Source organism: Myroides injenensis M09-0166, from assembly GCF_000246945.1.
Taxonomy (GTDB): Bacteria; Bacteroidota; Bacteroidia; order Flavobacteriales; family Flavobacteriaceae; genus Flavobacterium; species Flavobacterium injenense.
Map to the genome: position 1 here is coordinate 1 of NZ_BAEX01000036.1, position 17,117 is coordinate 17,117.

Consider the following 17,117-nt stretch of genomic DNA (forward strand, 5'->3'; position numbering starts at 1 on the left):
TTTTTTTATTATTTACTTCTTAAATCTGCACTATGTTTAGGTGATAGTGCTGGTTCAGCAAATTGAATTACTTCTTCTTCCTCTAATGCTGCTATGATAGCATAGATATTTTTATAATCAGTATTAGCAGGAACGTTGATTACAAAATAATAATCATCTACTACTTCAATTTCTGCACCTGCATATAAAATTTCATTGTATAAATCATCACGATTGTATTTGTCTTTTTGAACAATTACTTGAACAGTACTGTTTCCTGAGTGTTCTTCAATATGTTTTAAAACGAGTGACTCATTATTTTCATCATACTCAGCATAGACAATATCTTCACACGATAATTCTGGTCCGTAGAAAGGTATATTATCTATTTTATACAATCCTTTTTCTTTATCTACCACTAATCCCCAAAGTATCTCTTCCGTATTTTTTTCTAATACTTCACTATGGTATTGTATCATTATTTGTTCATACTGTTCTTTCATTTCTTGAAGCTTTTAGATAGATTTTAATTAGGGCAAAGATAATAGGTATTAAAGGATAATAATAATGAAGAATGATATTTTAGAGGGAGAAGTTTTACTATAAGCTTGTCTTGACTTTTGTAAAATAAAGAAGGGTATAAAAATCTGCGTTGCTAAATAAACAAAATCGACAATGCGTGTACAAGTACTCTACCAAGCCAATATAGAATTATATATAGCCCCACACTTATCACTTCTACAATGAGGTTTAAAATAATAAGTCCCCACTGTTTTAAGTAACAGAAGCTTAGAAATATAGTCTGAGATAAAGAAGTTTCTGAAAACTAAAAACTCCTGATGCCTTCATCTTAATATCGCTTATCCAATTCATGACAGCTGTTTTATTTTTAAACTTTTAAAAAATTACTCACATAATTATTCAAAGGTCTTTTTGAATAGAAGTGCCTAAAGTGATTGGTAGAATCAAGTATTCCATATACGCCTTTAATATTATAGAGGATATGATTTTTTCAACAGCGCTTTAACAACGCTTCAACAGTTCTTCAAGATTCCTTCAACAAACAGCCCTCTATATGGAGCAATAATGGCGAAATGTTGAAGAAGTGTTGAAGGATTTCGCTCTAATGCTTATGAATACTGGCTTTGACAAGCATTACGATTTTGACTTAAAATGATGGTTTTTACACTAATGTATTGTAATTTAAGTAGATATGATTTTTAGGGTTAAAAAAAAGTGAGGCGTTTTTTTATTTTGCTCAGACAGTTAAAGTACTTACAGAAAACCTCATAATCTATTAATCTGTAAAGGATCTATTTGATATAGAAATCTAGTTTGAAGCCATAACTAATACTGAAATACCCTTATCAGAATTGTTTTATTAATGGGTGATACTGGTTTTAATTTACAGAAGCTTAAAAAGGTATGTTATTACATGAACAAATGCTTGGTTAGATAGCTTTCGCTCTTTAATCAATAAATTTGATGCCACATTATCTAGTTGGATAGCGTGGAATTTATAGCTTTTAACGTGATAGGATACAAGAAGTTTCAGAAAGCTAAAAAGTCAAGATGACTTCATTATTACAAGTGACTTGAGCTAACATTTATTTGATGTTATTAATAATTTTTCAGCAATGTGAAAGCAAATTTCTATCTTTGCTATGAATTAATAAACTCAAATTGATGAATAGAATACATTGGCATACAAAGATATTTGAAGAGTTAACAGTCAATGAATTGTATGATATTCTAAAGCTTAGAACAGATGTTTTTGTAGTGGAACAAAAGTGCGCTTATCCAGAATTAGATAATAAAGATAAAAAGTGTTTGCATGTTTTTGCTACCAAATTAGATCAAGTAATTGCTTGTGCTCGCATAGTACCGCCAGGGTTGAGTTATCCTGAGATTTCAATAGGTAGAGTGGCAGTCAATGCTGATTATAGAAAAGATGGGATGGGGCGTATTTTAATGCAACATGCAATTGATAAAATAGAAGAAGAGTTTGGTCCTCAAGATATTCAGATTGGAGCTCAATGTTATCTAAAGCGTTTCTATCAATCATTTGGTTTCGAAATTGCATCGGAAGATTATTTAGAAGATGATATTTTACACGTAGATATGATTAGAAAATCACCTAAAGAAGAAGTATAAAAAGGAACCCCAAGTAATTAGCTTGGGGTTTCTTTTTATACTTCTTTAAGTTTCCACTTTCCTCTTCTAAACATAATTAAAGCCATGATTGCTATTAATAGTTCAGCAGTAGGAATTGCTATAAAAGCTCCTTCAGGACCTAGATCAAAATAATACACAAGTAAGTAAGCAAAGGGTATTTGAAATAGCCAAAAACCTACGAAATTTATGATAGATGGTGTAAGGGTATCACCTGCACCATTAAAAGCATTCATTAATGTCATTCCTGCACCATAGAATAAAAAACCACTTGCTCCAATGTACATTGCTAATTTTGCTACTGCTTTAATATCTTCATCTGTTGTGAAAAAAGAAGCTAATAAATCAGCCATTGTAAAGAAGATAATTGTTACTATTAGCATATAAATTAGATTGTATTTTAGAGTAACCATAACTGATTTAAACGCTTTTTCAGGATTCTTATCTCCTAGATTTTGACCTACTAAGGTTGAGGCTGCATTACTAAGCCCCCAAGCAGGTAGAATAAAAAAAACTAACAATCTTAGGCAAGTTAAAAAACCTGATGAGCCAATCTCTCCTCCACTATGAGCTACTATTCTTGCAAGAATAACCCAACTACATGTAGCAATCATATATTGTATCATTCCAGGGATTGCAATTTTTATAATGTTTTTCATCATATCCCATTGTACCTTAAAGTATTTCCATTTTAATTGAATTAAGGAATCCTTTCTTGTTAAGTAGTAAATTTGGTAAGCTACACCTGCACTTCGTCCAATAGCTGTGGAATAAGCTGCTCCTTCTAGACCAAGTTCTGGAAATATCCACCATCCTCTAACTAAAATTGGGCATAAGATGATATTGAATAGATTACCAAACCATAAACTTTTCATGGCTACCGCAGCATTACCAGCTCCTCTAAAAATACCATTGATAAGGAATAATAACATGATAGATACACAGCTTACAAGTAGGATTTGTGTATATACATACCCATATTCAGCAGAGGCTTCAGAGGCACCCATCCATATAAGCCAATCTTTCGCATATATAAACCCCAATACACTTAATGCTATTGTAATAACTATTGAAATTGTAATAGCTTGTGCAGCATTTTGTGAGGCTTTCTCTTTATCTTTTTCCCCAATACGTCTAGCAACTATTGCTGTGGCTGCCATACTGATGCCTATGCATATCGCATAAATAATCGATAACATTGACTCCGTTAAACCAACAGTTTGAATAGCATAAGCACTTTCCTTTAAATGTCCTACAAAGTAAAGATCAACTAATGCAAATACTGATTCCATCAACATTTCAAACATCATTGGTATAGCCAATAGAAATACTGATTTATTAATAGGCATTTTGGTCAAGTCTAAGTTCTCGCTAGAAAAAGACTGTTTTATTAGTGCATAAATAGATAGAACTTTTGGTTTGATTGAAAGGTTTATTGCCATATAAACAATTGAATATAAAATTATTTTGAGAGCAAATATCGATTAATATTTTAGATATTAAAGTAATTTTTTGACACATGCTATCTAATCTAAAATAGATTTAGATTAGTGTTTTCAGTAAGTGTAAGATTTATATTTTTTAAATTGTTTAATGAAATGTAACATTTGAGTAATTCATGTATCTAAATAGTAAATAAGCAATAATAAAATGAAAAATAATGAATTAACGTTCGATCAACTTTATCATGCCTATTGGGAAGGTGTTTATCGTTTTGCTTTTGGATATGTCAATGATAGTGATTGGGCAAAAGATATTGCACAAGAAACTTTTATGTGTGTGTGGAATCAGTTATCAACGTTTAGAGGAGAAGCACAAGTAAAAACATGGATTTTTAAGATAGCTGTTAATATTTGTTTGAGACAGATTGAACGGAGTAAGAAAGTTGTGGCAGATGATGAAAAAATTTCAAAGCAAAATATAGCAGAAGAGGAAGAATATCGAGAATTAGATACAGCAAAATTATTCCAAGCAATTAGTGAGTTAAGTGAGCTCAATAGAATTATTATTTCACTAACATTAGAAGGAGTTGAACAAAAAGAGATTGCCGCTATTACAGGTTTTTCACACGCAAATATTAGAACTAGAGTACATCGAATTAAAGAAGAATTATATAATAAAATGAATAGTTATGGAAAATAATAATATAAACTTAGATCAATTGTGGAAGTCAAATTACGTTATGAATGATGATTCGCAGGAACTTTTAAAACAAGTGAAAAAACAAATTTCTTTAAAAAAGAGAATGAATTGGGTAGTGGGTTTAATTGCTGTTTTTACTATATCTTGGATAGTAGGAATAAGTTGTTTGTATAAATTTAAAATGATGACAACTTGGCTAGGGGCAGGACTTGGTATATTATCGATTTTAATATTTGTCTATAAGTATTTTAAAGACAGTAGAAAAGTTTCTTTAGATGTCAGCATTGCTAATACATTAGAATATATTTCAATATTTAAAAAAGATAAATTGCAACAAATTCAAATGACAGGTCTTTGGATTCCCTTATATATCCTATTATTAAGTTTAGGTATCTTATTATATAGTATTGAATTTGTTGGTTATTTTCCAGTATGGGGACAGTTATTTTATTATATAGTCTTTGTTGGTTGGGTTAGTATTAATTGTATTTGGAACTATAGGATAGGACAAAAAAAGATAAAGAAATTTGAAGATATGATTGATAGATTAGAGCATATTAAATGATTTTATTACTAATACGAAGAAAGGATAGTTTAGGCTATCCTTTTTCTATATGTGGTTCATGAAGCTGTGTAAGCATATATTACTGCTTTGTTAGGTTACCATTGGAAGTATATTTTCTTTGAATCTCAATTGTATTATTGATAACTTCTTTCGATTCCTTTTGTTTTAAGGTTGTTTGTTGAAGAAATGTTGAGTTTAAATTGTATCAAACTTTATTTTAGTTATTTCTTATAAAGTAAAGATTGTTAAATTAAAAAAGTGTTTAACTGTTTGATTATTAGTTTTTTTGTTGCTATTTTTAGAAAAGGAGTAATGATGTTAATATAACTATTGTTTATTTAAACTAAATATTTAGTTGTATAATTAATATTTTAGTTTAATATTTGTTTATAACCAACCTAATAAAAAACTAAATAATGATTAAATCAGTTTATTACACATTACTATTATTAGTAGTTAGTTCTTACGCTAAGGCACAAGAATCGATTGATATTATGAGATATGAATATCAACTTACGTTTTATCCAGATAGAGGGATAGAAGGAAAAGAGGATAAAGAAGTTATAGAGAAAGCTTTTCTTGATATTTACGAAGGGCAATCAAGATTTGGTACAGAAGGTACAATCAAAAGAAATGAAGTATTGATTGAGTTTGATGAAGGAAATAATAAAGGAGGAGATGTTCAAAAACGTTTAGACGCTTTAAAAACATTTAGATCTGTTTTACAGTGGGTAGTCTACAAAGAGGACAAAGAATTGCATACTTATGAAACTTTAGTTTTTGATTCTTATAAAATAGTTGAACCTTTTCAAAGTGCTAAATGGAATATTCTGGAAGGGGTTGAGGAGTATGAAGGGATGAAAGTGCAAAAAGCTATTGGAAAATTAGGTGGCAGAGAATGGACAGTATGGTTTACTCAAGATATACCTCTAATGGAAGGTCCCTATAAATTTAAAAACTTACCAGGTTTTGTTGTAAAGGCAGTTGATGCGCAACAAGATTATTTATTTGAATTTATAAAGAGTGAGAAAACTACTACCAATTATTGGTTGTCAAAATCAAATAAAGGTGCCATGGAGGTAACTGCAAAGCAAATGAAAAAAGTTAGACATACTCACTCTAATAAAACTTTTGAACAATTAATGAATGAACGCGGGGGAGGAGTGATGAAAATAAAAATGGTTGATGATAAAGGGCGAGATGTAACTGAAGACTTATCTAAGAAGAAGATTGGGAAAGAAATCAATTCAATTGAACTTTGAAAGTTATAGTGTTTGTAATCATTTAAAAGTTATTTTTAAGATTAACTTAATAAAAAGTGAAACATGATGAAGAAGTACTTATTGTTTTTCTTGACTTTTATTGGTTTACTTCCTGCTTTGAAAGGACAAGAAGTTATTGACGTAATGCGCTATGAATACCAGGTGACTTTTAGACCTTCGATAAAAGATTCCTTACACGTTAAAGAAAAAGTATTTTTAGATGTTTGGAATAATAATTCAAGATTTTATAGTGAAGATAGAGCAAAACTAATTGATTTTTTGGCAGAAGATAAAAATGTACATTTTCGAAGTGAAATGGTCTATCCTTCTGATGTAAAAGCTGGAAATATGAACTGGACTGTAGTTAAGGAATCTGACAAAGTCTTTTTAGTGTTTAAAGTTGGCTCTACTATTATAAAGACGGAAGATAAGCTAGCTAGTATTGAGTGGTCTATTTTGGATGGCAATGAATTATATGAAGGTCTGACTGTTCAAAAAGCGGTAGGAAACTGGAAAGGAAGAAACTGGTCAGTTTGGTTTACCCAAGATATTCCATTAATAGAAGGTCCTTATAAATTTAAAAACTTACCTGGTTTTGTTGTAAAGGCAGTTGATGATAATGAAGAGTATTTATTTGAATTTATAGAGGCGAGAAAGGAAAAAATAACTGCCAACTATTTTGGATATGACAATGCTCTTTTAGCTAATGAGAAAGAGCTTTCTAGAATTAGAAAGGTAGCTTTAAGTAAAACACTGAAAATGGTATTAGAGGAGAAAGGTATTATTGTGAATACTAAGGATAATCCAGATTTAGAAGCTTCTCTGAATGAAAAAGTAGAAGACAATTATAACCACATTGAAATTTTATAGCATGAATAAGTGCTTTGTTCTGTTTCTAATTCTATGTTTTATTTGTAATAATAAAATAAATGCGCAAGTCAAAGAAGAAGTAATGCGCTATGAATACCAATTAACTTTTATTCCGTATAAAATAAATGAAGTAGATGAAAGTATTATCAAAGAGGAGCTACTTTATTTAGATTTATATGGTTCCTCTTCTCGATTTATATCTTCTATCACATTGCAAGGTATTGAAAGCGAATATGATGGGGTTGGTGATGGTGAAGAGTTAACCTCAGATATTGATTGGGTGATTTTTAAGAAAAGTGATGAAATAAAAACAATAGAACGTTTTAATTTCTTTCAACTATATGATATTGTTGAGCCAATTAATTTAGTTAATTGGACGATATTAGATGAACGTGATGTATATAATGACTTAGGTATTCAAAAAGCAATAGGAAGTTGGAAAGGAAGAAACTGGATAGTTTGGTTTACGCAAGATATTCCCTTAATAGAAGGACCTTATAAGTTTAAAAATCTACCAGGCTTCGTAGTGAAAGCAGAAGATGAATTTGGGGATTATAGTTTTGAGCTTATAAAAGGGTATAAAATAATGACCTATTGGAAAGAAATTGAGCAATCTTTTGTATCTACTACTATTACTAGTAAACAGTTAAAAAAGATAAAAAACCAATCTGAAAATAAGAGTGTATTGCAAATACTCTCAGAAAATACAAATATTAAAATTTCACAAGAATTAGAAGATTCCCAAATTTTAAATGATAAGATAGGAGTGTTATCAAATCCTATTGAATTAGAATAAGTAAGTAACCCCCGTATTAATCAACCTTAGCATTCTTTACTATGAAAAATAGTCTCTTGTATTTCTTGTTTTTATTAAGCATTACTTCTTATGGACAAGTTGTTTTAAAAGGGCAAGTTGTAGATCAAAACAACGAGCCAATTACTTATGCGACTATCTCAGTACTAAATCCTATTACTAATACAATAGTTGATTATGAGATGGTAGATGAGAATGGGAAGTTTTTGATGACTTTAGACAACAAATTAGAAAAGTTTAATTTACGTGTTATCGCTTTAAATTATGCTACAATAAATAAAGAGATAGATAATTTATCACAAGATTTAGTGTTGAAAATGCATAGTGAGACGACTCAATTAGAGGAAATTGTCGTTAAAACGCTGCCTATACAACAGCGAAATGATACTATTGTTTTTGATTTAAATGCTTTTGCAGGTAAGAATGATCGCGTGCTTGAGGATGTAATTAAAAAAATGCCTGGACTTGAAGTAGAGGCTTCTGGGCAAATAAAGTATCAAGGGAAAGAAATTAATAAGTTTTATGTAGAAGGGAAAGACTTAATGGGAGGTAGTTATAGCGCAATTACTAAGGCAATGCCTAATCTTCATGTTAGTAAATTGGAGGTCTTAGAAAATCACCAACCCATTAAGATGTTAGAGAAGGTAGAGGGCTCAGAACATGCAGCTATTAATATTCGTTTAAAAAATAAAGTTAGTTTTAGTGGCAGTGGAAAGGTTGGTGTGGGAGCAGATCCTCTATTATGGAATAGTTCTTTATCTCCAATGTTTTTTAGTAAAGAATTACAGTATTTATTTAATTATGACACCAATAATACAGGAGATGATATCACTAGTAAAATGAGGGATTTTTCTGTCTATGGATCGTATGATGCTTTTTCATATACAAAGTCGACTGCTACAACTTTGCAACTTGCAGAGACGAGTTTACCATCTATCGCACAATCAAGATATTTGGATAATAAATCGCATTTAGGATCAGGAAATGTTTTAACCAAACTAACAGATAAAGTAGAATTACGTACCAATATTTATTATTACAATGACGTAATAGAACGCTCTGGAGCTGAGTTTACTGAAATTAGAAATGTAGGAGAAGGAGTTGCTTCAAATTCAGTTATTCGTTATAGTAGAAGTAATAATAGTTCTTTATTTTCAGAGCAATTTAAAGCGGTCTTTAATTTTACTAATAATGGAGAGAATAATTACTTCAAAGACTTTGTTACAATAAAAGTTGATAGAAATAAGAATAGAGGAATTTTATTTATTAATGAAGATCCAATTACACAGAGCGTACAATCTCCTTCTTTTACATTGCAGAACTCAATGAGTACTCTTATTCCTATTTCTAAGAATAAGTTTATTAATTTTAAGTCTATTATTGACTTTACAAAAGATAAACAGGATTATGATGTTGACCCTCTAAGTACTTTAAACTTTCCAGATGAGACCTTGGCAAAATATAACTCTTTAAATCAAATGTTTTTAGATCATACTTTCTATACCCAAAATTCTTTTTCTCTTTCTTGGAAGTATAAGAAATGGACATTTTCAGAGCATTATAGTATTCTATATGAAAATAGAAAGTTTGAATCTAATTTATATGGGATTATATCAGATAATGAGTGGGTAGGGGATAACTATAAAAATGATTTAGGGTACAGTAGAGTAAACAATAGGCTAAATACAGGTGTTAATTATAAAGGAGCGAAATGGGAATTGTATCTTAACTTTCCAATTACATGGAATTCAATTGCGTTAGATAACAAAATTGTTAAGCAGAAAGATACTTCAAATAAAGTAGATTTTATGCCTTCTGTAAGTACTAATTACAAACTTAGTCATATGTTGACATTTAGAGGAGGAGCTTATATGAATAGAAGTTATACACCCTTAGAACAATTGTATACAGGATATATATTTAGTGGTTTGAATTTTAGAGCATATCAAAATCAAATTCAGGATATTACTAATTATTCAACAAGATTGTCATTTGAATTTAAAAATCCGTTTAATGGTTTGTTTTTTAATGGTGGTGTAAATTATACAATGACTAATAATAAGTTATTGTATGGAAGTACAATTGATGAAAATGGACAGCAAGTACTAGAAGCATTAAATAAAAAGAATACAGCATTTACTCAGCAAGCTAATATCAATGTAGGAAAGTTTTTTAGTGCGTTAGGAATGAATATTAAAGGAAGTTTTACATTTTCTAAGAATAAGTCTGAAGTCTTGTTAAATCAGGTTTTAAATGATGTGAATATGTTTAGGTATGGTTATGGTTTTAACGTTACTAATAATTATTTTGATTGGCTGAATGTTACTTATGATTTTAATTATGATGAGAATCAAAGAAAAGACTTAAACCTTTCTACAAACAGTTATTCTTCAAGTCATAATTTAAGACTAGATATAATTCCTATAAAAGACCACAGTATAATATGGAAATTGGATTATAGAGAGAATACATTTAGTAAACAGAATTTCTCAAATCGATTTATGGATTTAACATATCGCTTTAAGTGGAATAAAAAGAAAGTTGACTTTGATATAGAATGGAGAAATATCTTAAACACTAAAGAGTATGAACAAGTAGTGCTGAATAATATTCAAACCTCTACAACCTTATTTAAATTGAGACCTGCTCAAGTGTTGTTTACGGTTAGGTTTAATTTTTAAAAGCAATAGTAATATAATATTTCGCTATGTAATTTTTATCTTTGCAAAATGTTAGAAATACTTTATCAAGACGAATATATTGTTGCTATTAATAAACCAAGAGATTTATTAGTTCATAAATCTTTTATAGCTAGTGATATTCAGGAATATGCTATTCAAATTCTACGTGACCAAATCGGGCAATATGTTTACCCAGTTCACCGCTTGGATAGAAAGACTTCAGGTGTACTTCTTTTTGCTCTAGATAAAGAAATACTAAAGCAGTTAAATGACGATTTTGCAACTCGTAAAGTAGAGAAAACATATATTGCAATTGTAAGGGGGTATACCCAAGATGAAGAAGATATCGATTACGCATTGACCAATGATAATGGACAATTACAAGACGCAAGAACGAGTTATAAGACTTTGCAAAGAGTTGAGGTAGCTGTGCCTTTTGGAAAGCATGATACTTCTCGTTATTCCCTAGTGCAAGCATATCCTGAAACAGGCAGACAACACCAATTGCGCAAGCATTTTAAACATATTTTTCATCCCATACTTGGAAGTAGACCTCATGGGTGTAATAAGCAAAATAAGCTTTGGTTGGATCGTTTTGGATTAGGAGCTATGTTGCTTCATGGATTATCATTAAAGTTTGAACACCCAATTACAAAACAAGAGATTATACTTCGCGCTACTATAGATAATGAATATAGAAAGTACAACGAAGTTTTGGGGTTTAATCTAGAGAGTTACTACTAGAGCTAATTTTAGAGTTTCAATTATTCATATCTCAATGCCTCAACAGGGTCTAGTTTAGAGGCTTTAAGAGCAGGATAAAGTCCTGATAAAATGGCAACAATAAATGTTGTGATAAAAGCTGCGATTATAGCATTCCAAGGAATACTAAACTGAAAGCCCATTGCTAGTGATAATCCATAGGCAGTAATTATTCCTAATAGTGTACCAATTATTCCACCAAGTTGACCTATTACAACAGTTTCAGTAAAAAATTGAAGAGCTATTGTTTTTCTCTTAGCTCCAAGAGATTTACGTATTCCTATTTCTCTTGTTCTTTCGGTTACAGATACTAACATAATATTCATCAGCGCAATAGATGACCCAAGTATAGTAATAAGACCAATTAGCCATGCTGCAAGGTTAAGCATGTCAACTTGAGTAAGCATTGAACGTATCATATCATCACTGCGTTCTATTCCGAAGTTTGATTTATGAGCAGGAGATAAACGTCTTACATTTCTAAAATCCAGAATAGCTTGGTCAACAGCTTGATTTAATAATCCTTCTTGTTGAATTGATACTTTTATGGTGTAATTAATGTGAGGAGCATTAAAAATAGAACGTGCTATTTGGATAGGAATAAAGACACGTTGATCTTCATTGTTTCCAAAAGAACTTCCTTGTTCTTTTAGCATTCCTATAATTTTAAATTGATATCCTCGTATTGAAATTTTCTGATCAATAGGATTGATATCTTTGAACATCTTTTTTGAAAAATCAGATCCTATTACACAAACAAATTGATTATTGACAATATCGTTATAACTAAAGTTTCGCCCTTTATTGACTTTTAATCCACTATTAGATAAGTAATTTTCATCACAGCCTATTATCGAAATCTCAGGATCTGTTTTCATTACTTCATTTTTTACTTCTATTCCAGAAGCTGCATTAAAAGATAGTGAAACAACTGAAAAAGGGAAGAGGTATTCTTCCTTAAATTTTATAGCCTGAGCGTAAGTAATGAAAGGATTAGCGACTTGAACATTTTTGTTTTGAGCCATCTTTCCTTGAGTATCCCATTGACTAATAGTAAAAGTATTCGCTCCCATAGAAGCAAAATCATCTAAGATGGTATTTTTAAGTGCAGATACTACAGATAATATTCCAACTAATGCCCATATTCCTATTGCAATAATAAATACAGTAATTGTAGTACGTAGTAATTGACTACGTATACTTGTTAATGCAATTTTAATATTCTCTATAGCGACTTTCCACATGCTTATTAGTAGGCACTTTAAGTAAAATGTTACACGTAAAAATAATTAAAATAATTTAACAAGTTAGAGTATTTGATTACTATCTCTATCTTGAATAAAATATAAGTAATTACTATGAGGGTACTATTATTAAAAAAGAGTATTTTTGTCTCATAACGTTAAATGAATAAAAATTAATTAAAGATGGCAAAGAAACCTGGAATTCCAAAAGGAACAAGAGATTTTTCTCCAAGCGAAGTAGCAAGAAGACAATACATTATGCAAACTATTCGACACGGATTTGAAAAATTTGGTTTTCATCCCATCGAGACTCCTTCTTTTGAAAATTTAGATACACTTTTAGGAAAATATGGTGAAGAAGGTGATCGCTTAATTTTTAAAATACTTAATTCAGGTGATTACTTAGGTAAAGTAGATGAGACTGTTTACGAGAGTAAAAATAGTTTAAAACTGACAAATCAAATTTCTGAAAAAGCATTACGTTATGATTTAACAGTACCTTTTGCACGTTATGTAGTAATGCACCAAAATGATATTGACTTTCCTTTTAAGCGTTATCAAATGCAACCTGTATGGAGAGCAGACCGCCCTCAAAAAGGGAGATATAGAGAATTCTATCAATGCGATGCTGATGTAATAGGTTCAAAATCATTATGGCAAGAAGTAGAGTTTGTAACATTGTATGATCGCGTATTTACAGCCTTGGGAATTAAAGGTGTAACTATTAAATTAAATAATAGAAAGATATTATCTGGTATTGCTGAGGTAATTGGTGCGAGTGATAAACTAATTGATTTTACAGTAGCATTAGATAAACTCGATAAAATAGGTGAGGAAGGAGTTAAAGCAGAGATGATTGAAAAAGGTATTGATGCTGCAGCTATTGATAAAGTACAGTTACTATTTAACTTCACTGGTTCATTTGAAGAGAAATTAGAAAAGTTACGTGTTCTACTAGCTTCTTCAGAAGAAGGAATGAAAGGAGTAGAAGAATTAGCATTTGTAGTTAATGAAGTTGAAAAGATTGGTCTAGAAACAGCAATTCTTAATCTTGATGTGACACTTGCTAGAGGGTTAAACTATTATACTGGAGCTATTTTTGAAATAGGTGCACCAGAAACAGTTAAACTAGGTTCCATTGGTGGTGGTGGTCGTTATGATGACCTTACTGGTATTTTTGGTTTAAAAGACATGAGTGGTGTGGGGATTTCATTTGGACTAGATCGTATTTATTTAGTAATGGAGGAGTTGAACCTTTTCCCAGAAACTGTTAGTACTGCTTCAAAAGTGATGTTTTTAAATATGGGAGAAGAGGAAATGAGTTATGGTATGCAAGCTGTCATGAAACTTAGAGATGCTGGTGTTCGCACAGAGATTTATCCTGATAAAGCGAAAGTTGGTAAGCAATTTCAGTTTGCTGATAAAAAAGGAATTCCTTTTACTGTATTAGTGGGCTCACAAGAAATGGCTGATCAAAAATTTACACTTAAAGAATTAGCTTCTGGTGAACAAACTGTGTTGTCATTGGAGGAGTTGATTGCAAAGTTAAAATAAGAAATAAGTATTATTACAAATATAAAAGGTATGTGAATTGTTCTCATACCTTTTTTTATGATTATGAAAAAGAAACTTAGAACATTAAAAGTTGGTGAAGAAAGCTATTTATATAGTTTACGTGTCATTAATCTATTTGATCTGGAGGAAAGTATTTTTGTAATTCGAATCTTTAAAGATGGTTTTAATAAGTTTCCTTTACTTATTACTTTTCGCACATTAGATGACTATTATGTAGGGAATCCACTAAACCATGGTGTATTATTATATAACAATAAATCACTTAAAGAAGAGGTAATTAACTTAAATCGTCCTAAGTTTATTAGGCAAGCTTAGGATTATGGAATTAGAATGGGATGGAATGCAAGTAAAGATAAAATGGAATGTGATGGTCTTTTACTAGTAGAAGAATTGGAATACGACATTAATAAATTAAGAAAAAGTAATATTTAAAAACATCTTATTAATATGAGAAAGAGTTAAGATGTAAAGAGAGTAAAATTGTGTATTTTTTCTTAATTTTATAAAGGCTAACAAAAAGTACACAATATCATTAAAATTAAATCAAAGCTATGAGTAAAAAGAGTCTAGGAAATAAGTCGAAAATGCTGATGTTTAGACTATTGTTTGAAGAGAAACCTGTCTTAGATATGCAAAAGATATTGGAAGAAATTCAAAAAGTTTATCCTAATGTTACTTATGATGTAAAAGCAAATGTCTATACTTTTCCTGATTGTAAAATAGAGTTTGAAGAAGGTATTGTTCCTGCTCAATGTGTTGTTATGCAAGCAGAAGATGACGGAGTGAAAAAAATTGATGATAAATATTTACAACAAAATTGGCATTGGGATGAAGCATCTGATATTTTAGATAAATGTAAATATGAAGTTTTAGTAACAGATTTTTTAAGTCGTAGTCTAGAGCCTCGCATCCGTATCGTGCTTATTCAACAAATGTTATATGCGATGACTAAAGTTTGTCATCCTACTATCATTGTGGCTGAACATAGTGAAAAGTTAATTGATCCTAAAACATTTATTCAGGATTGCTCAGATCCTAATTATATTGCATTAGATTTAGCAGTAAATGTGCGTTTGTTTAATGTAGAAAATCAAGAAGAGGGAAATGTTTTGATGGATACTATAGGGCTTCATAGCTTAGGATTGCCAGATTTTCAAATTATATTTAATGATGAAGAGATTATTGGACTAGTAGCCAATCAACTTTGGAATTATGCTTATTATCTAATGCAAGAAGGAGATATAATTAAAAATGGAGATACTGTTGAAGGCATAGGTGAAGGAAGTAAATGGTTATGTCATTTGCAATGGAGTGATACAGATCCTAAGCGTACGGTCTTAAACTTAGAAATGAATTAGTATGAGTTTGATTTCACAATTTAAAGATTGTTCAGGAAACATTACTATTCCAAAATGGTCAAGCATTACTTCACAACAAGATTTTGTTTATTTCTTAGAAGTATTAGAGGCGTATTTTACAAGTAAGAATTTAACGCCAATTATTGATGATGGTTATGTTACACTAAAAGAAGAGCAGTATAAAAGTAGTCGTTTTGGGTTAGATAATATTACCAAATTATGTAGTCTTGAAAATAAAGATGTATATAGTAGTTATATAGCAAATCATTTTGATGCATTATTTAGAAGTGTAAATGAAATGAATGACTTTGAATCCCAATCTTCTGATTTTGAAACCGTAAAACAATTTCTTGGTGTTCGTATACAGGAAGAAGAGTATCTTGAACAAATCACACGAAAGAATTTAGTTTATAAAGACTTAGGATGTGGCTTATATGCTGTGTTAGTATATGATTTGGGAGAAGCTATAAAATCAGTTAATCCAGGTGATATTAAAGATTGGGGATTAACCATTGATGAATTGATTGCAATAGGTCAAGAAAATATTATTAACAGGTATGATATAGAAATCTCGGCTTTTGAAACTCACAATCAAGATTTATATGCAATAGAAACAGAGCATTTTTATGGTGCTAATATAATATTGAATCTTGAAGGAAGTACTGGCCTAATTGGTAAACACGGAACAATCCTTTCTATACCTAATAGACATACTACAATTTTGTTTCCTATTAATTCTGATAAATTAGAAGACTTAAAAGAGGTAATGAATGAGTTAATTCCTTTGACCAATAGAGTATTTGAAGAAGGACCAGGATCTATATCTAGGGATTTATATTGGTTTACTAATTCAGGAATATACTGTTTGAAAATTAGTGTAGGAGAGAACAAATTAACCATAGATTTTCCTAAGATATTTTCAGAAATGATTCAATATTTAGAAAAGTAAGTACATATAAATAAATACGCAACAAGTCTTATAGGAGTAATCTTATAAGACTTTTTTATTGAATATAATCGCGATTATTATTGTTAAAATTGTTACTTATTTTTAAGGTTAATGCGCTTTTGTTTTTAACTTTTATAGAAATATAGATTATAATTATTTGATGAAGAATATTCATATTTTGTAGGGTATCCTATTTAATTAATTGTAATTTTATCCTGAAAGAAAAGTTTATTAAAGAAGATTACAATGCAAATGACTCATGTTGATTTTCAAAGTTTTATAGATAATTATTCCGAGAGTGATAGAGAATGGTTGGATTTAGAATGGAATGGTAAATACGGTGCTAAGTTTAAAGATGACAATTATTTTTTTAGATTACAGATTGCAGAAGTTGTTTGCAATCAGCTCCATAGTGTAAACATTGATTTAATCAGAGAGTTATTTATTACTTTAGGAAGAGTAGCACAATTGAACTTTTGCGTGTATAAGAATTATCACTTGTTAGCGCAAGAGTTATTAGAGCGTGGAGGGTGTGATTACTTATATGAGTATGTATGTGCAGCTCATATTTCTTTTGATACTTTTTTAAGCACTGCTAATATTAGCTTATCTGAGGATCGCAGCTGTGAATTATTAGCCTATTTTGATTATTTAAGAACGAGTACTTCTGATAAACAAGTTCAGAAGTTACTATCAGATCATTTGCGCAATCGTTTTGTTTTAAAAGATTAAATAATCTTGCTT

General features: G+C 30.2%; 16 protein-coding genes. 13 read left to right on the forward strand and 3 right to left on the reverse strand.

What is annotated here, in order from left to right:
• Positions 1 to 8: 8 nt before the first annotated feature.
• Positions 9 to 482, reverse strand: coding sequence for a DUF4265 domain-containing protein (locus RH98_RS07450; RefSeq protein WP_010252565.1), 474 nt, complete (start codon positions 480 to 482; stop codon positions 9 to 11).
• A 1,183-nt stretch (positions 483 to 1,665) separates the two neighbouring features.
• On the opposite strand from RH98_RS07450, the gene RH98_RS07455 reads away from it, so the two are divergent.
• Positions 1,666 to 2,133: a GNAT family N-acetyltransferase gene (locus tag RH98_RS07455; protein WP_010252567.1), complete on the forward strand. Its 468-nt coding sequence runs from the start codon at positions 1,666 to 1,668 to the stop codon at positions 2,131 to 2,133.
• Between the two features lie 35 nt (positions 2,134 to 2,168).
• Here RH98_RS07455 and RH98_RS07460 read toward each other — a convergent pair whose 3' ends face one another.
• Complete coding sequence (locus RH98_RS07460; RefSeq protein ID WP_010252569.1) at positions 2,169 to 3,593, reverse strand: MATE family efflux transporter; 1,425 nt, start codon at positions 3,591 to 3,593, stop codon at positions 2,169 to 2,171.
• 208 nt (positions 3,594 to 3,801) lie between these two features.
• On the opposite strand from RH98_RS07460, the gene RH98_RS07465 reads away from it, so the two are divergent.
• From RH98_RS07465 to RH98_RS07495, 7 genes are all read left to right on the forward strand, one after another.
• Entirely contained in the window at positions 3,802 to 4,293 is a 492-nt protein-coding gene (locus tag RH98_RS07465) for an RNA polymerase sigma factor (protein WP_010252571.1), read from the forward strand.
• Positions 4,283 to 4,858, forward strand: a complete 576-nt coding sequence (locus tag RH98_RS07470; RefSeq protein ID WP_010252573.1) for a hypothetical protein — start codon at positions 4,283 to 4,285, stop codon at positions 4,856 to 4,858. The genes RH98_RS07465 and RH98_RS07470 overlap by 11 nt, the downstream gene beginning before the upstream one ends.
• Positions 4,859 to 5,274: 416 nt before the next feature.
• The gene (locus tag RH98_RS07475) at positions 5,275 to 6,120 is read left to right on the forward strand and encodes a GLPGLI family protein (RefSeq protein ID WP_010252576.1); all 846 of its coding nucleotides are present in this window, start codon (positions 5,275 to 5,277) and stop codon (positions 6,118 to 6,120) included.
• Between the two features lie 63 nt (positions 6,121 to 6,183).
• Positions 6,184 to 6,990 (forward strand): GLPGLI family protein, encoded by an 807-nt coding sequence (locus RH98_RS07480; protein WP_050996115.1) that lies wholly within the window; start codon positions 6,184 to 6,186, stop codon positions 6,988 to 6,990.
• 1 nt (position 6,991) lies between these two features.
• Positions 6,992 to 7,786 (forward strand): GLPGLI family protein, encoded by a 795-nt coding sequence (locus RH98_RS07485; protein WP_010252580.1) that lies wholly within the window; start codon positions 6,992 to 6,994, stop codon positions 7,784 to 7,786.
• Between the two features lie 41 nt (positions 7,787 to 7,827).
• Positions 7,828 to 10,485: a peptidase associated/transthyretin-like domain-containing protein gene (locus RH98_RS07490; protein ID WP_010252581.1), complete on the forward strand. Its 2,658-nt coding sequence runs from the start codon at positions 7,828 to 7,830 to the stop codon at positions 10,483 to 10,485.
• 48 nt (positions 10,486 to 10,533) lie between these two features.
• Positions 10,534 to 11,229, forward strand: coding sequence for a pseudouridine synthase (locus tag RH98_RS07495; RefSeq protein ID WP_010252583.1), 696 nt, complete (start codon positions 10,534 to 10,536; stop codon positions 11,227 to 11,229).
• Between the two features lie 20 nt (positions 11,230 to 11,249).
• Here the strand turns inward: RH98_RS07495 and RH98_RS07500 are convergent, their stop codons facing one another.
• Positions 11,250 to 12,491, reverse strand: a complete 1,242-nt coding sequence (locus RH98_RS07500; RefSeq protein ID WP_010252585.1) for an ABC transporter permease — start codon at positions 12,489 to 12,491, stop codon at positions 11,250 to 11,252.
• A gap of 183 nt (positions 12,492 to 12,674) precedes the next feature.
• Here RH98_RS07500 and hisS point away from each other — a divergent pair, with 183 nt between their 5' ends.
• From hisS to RH98_RS07525, 5 genes are all read left to right on the forward strand, one after another.
• Positions 12,675 to 14,045, forward strand: a complete 1,371-nt coding sequence (hisS, locus tag RH98_RS07505; protein ID WP_010252587.1) for a histidine--tRNA ligase — start codon at positions 12,675 to 12,677, stop codon at positions 14,043 to 14,045.
• A gap of 63 nt (positions 14,046 to 14,108) precedes the next feature.
• On the forward strand, positions 14,109 to 14,381 hold the full coding sequence (locus RH98_RS07510; protein ID WP_237717521.1) for a hypothetical protein: 273 nt from the start codon (positions 14,109 to 14,111) through the stop codon (positions 14,379 to 14,381).
• Between the two features lie 236 nt (positions 14,382 to 14,617).
• Complete coding sequence (locus RH98_RS07515; protein ID WP_026038791.1) at positions 14,618 to 15,424, forward strand: DUF4261 domain-containing protein; 807 nt, start codon at positions 14,618 to 14,620, stop codon at positions 15,422 to 15,424.
• Between the two features lies 1 nt (position 15,425).
• Positions 15,426 to 16,373 carry a DUF1444 domain-containing protein gene (locus RH98_RS07520; RefSeq protein ID WP_010252593.1) on the forward strand — a complete coding sequence of 316 codons (948 nt, stop codon included), beginning with the start codon at positions 15,426 to 15,428 and terminating at the stop codon, positions 16,371 to 16,373.
• A gap of 246 nt (positions 16,374 to 16,619) precedes the next feature.
• Complete coding sequence (locus tag RH98_RS07525; RefSeq protein WP_010252595.1) at positions 16,620 to 17,105, forward strand: hypothetical protein; 486 nt, start codon at positions 16,620 to 16,622, stop codon at positions 17,103 to 17,105.
• Positions 17,106 to 17,117: the final 12 nt, after the last annotated feature.